Below are 1,546 nucleotides of genomic sequence, written 5' to 3'. Positions count from 1 at the left end.
GCGATCGCGCCGGGCATCAGCCGTTTCGGAATGTTGCTCTGGCGATAGAGTTCGGCCGCGAACGGATAGACCGCGAACACCACGACGAACAGCGAGACGCCGCCATAGGTGAGCAGCGCGCACACCGCGACGATCACCGCATTCGCGCGCGAGCGGCCGATGTAGCGGATCGCCGCATGGACGATTGACTCGGAGAACCCGGACAGTTCGATCACCTTGCCGAACACGGCGCCCAGCATGAAGACCGGGAAATACAGTTTGACGAAGCCGACCATCTTTTCCATGAAGATGCCGGAGAAGACCGGTGCGACGGCGGCGGGTTCGGTCAGGAGCACCGCGCCGAGCGCGGCGATCGGCGCGAACAGGATCACGCTGTAGCCGCGATACGCGGCGAACATCAGGAACGCCAGCGCGGCGAGGACGATCACGAAAGACAAGGGAGTCTCCTAAAAGCTTGGAATGGCTTTGGTTGTTGTTCGATCGCGCGATGCGCCGCGGACCAGTTCGGGTTCGTGCAGGTTTCGTGCCATCGGCCGGATTGCGCCGCCGGACATGGGCCCGCCGGCGGCCGGCGGGCCCGCGCCGGTGCAGGTCTGACGATTCTACATAAAACGTCTCCAGCTGGAGACGATTTGGCCGTTCGGTCGACCCTCGAAATCGGGCAGGGCTTTCCCCGACAATGGATTGCGACGTGTCTCCAGAGTGAGATAATCCGTCTCGTTCCGGAGACATCCGGCCGACAATATACGGAGACGAAGACACGATGATGAACGACTGGGCGCGCCTGCCCGTCAACTACGGCGACGTGCTGCGGCGCGCCGCCGAGTCGCTATTCCGGACCTTCGAGGATTCGAGTGCGGGCACGGTGGTCGTCGATCGCGACGCGCGCGTCGTGTGGATGAACGAGCGTTACGCGGCACGCTTCGGTTTCGCCGATCCGCAGCAGGCCGTCGGCCTCGACTGCGAGGCCGTGATCCCGAACAGTCTGATGCGGGAAGTCGTGTCGACCGGGCAGCCGATCCTGCTCGACATCATGGAGACGGGCCGCGAGCCGCTCGTCGTCACGCGCCTGCCGTTGAAGAACGAGGCCGGCGAAACGGTCGGCGCGATCGGCTTCGCGCTGTTCGACCAGTTGAAGACCCTCACGCCGATTTTTTCCCGCTACGCGCAGCTTCAGCAGCAGCTGATCGCGACGCAGCGCTCGCTCGCGCAGGCGCGCCGCGCGAAATACACGTTCGCGAGCTTCGTCGGCACGAGTGCCGCGAGCCTCGAGACCAAGCGCCAGGCGCGCCGCGCGGCGCAAGTCGATTCGCCGGTGCTGCTGCTCGGCGAGACGGGCACCGGCAAGGAACTGCTCGCCCACGCGATTCACGCGGCGTCGGCGCGTGCGCTGCAGCCGCTCGTGACCGTCAACGTCGCCGCGATTCCCGACACGCTGCTCGAAACCGAATTCTTCGGCGCGGCGCCCGGCGCGTACACCGGCGCCGATCGCAAGGGGCGCGTCGGCAAGTTCGAACTGGCCGATCGCGGCACGCTGTTTCTCGAC

1 protein-coding gene and 1 pseudogene are annotated in these 1,546 nt (G+C 65.7%); one reads left to right on the top strand and one right to left on the bottom strand.

Annotation, left to right across the window (positions count from 1 at the left end):
• Positions 1–437 (bottom strand): annotated as a pseudogene (locus tag JMF90_RS36590) (GntP family permease); the annotation flags it as partial.
• 326 nt (positions 438–763) lie between these two features.
• Here JMF90_RS36590 and JMF90_RS36585 point away from each other — a divergent pair.
• Positions 764–1,546 (top strand): sigma 54-interacting transcriptional regulator (locus JMF90_RS36585; protein WP_201326297.1); only part of this gene is annotated, 783 nt, incomplete at its 3' end.

The sequence above is a fragment of the Burkholderia sp. E168m23 genome (genome assembly GCF_016586125.1).
Lineage (GTDB): Bacteria > Pseudomonadota > Gammaproteobacteria > Burkholderiales > Burkholderiaceae > Burkholderia > Burkholderia orbicola.
This window is presented reverse-complemented; position numbering and strand designations above follow the sequence as displayed.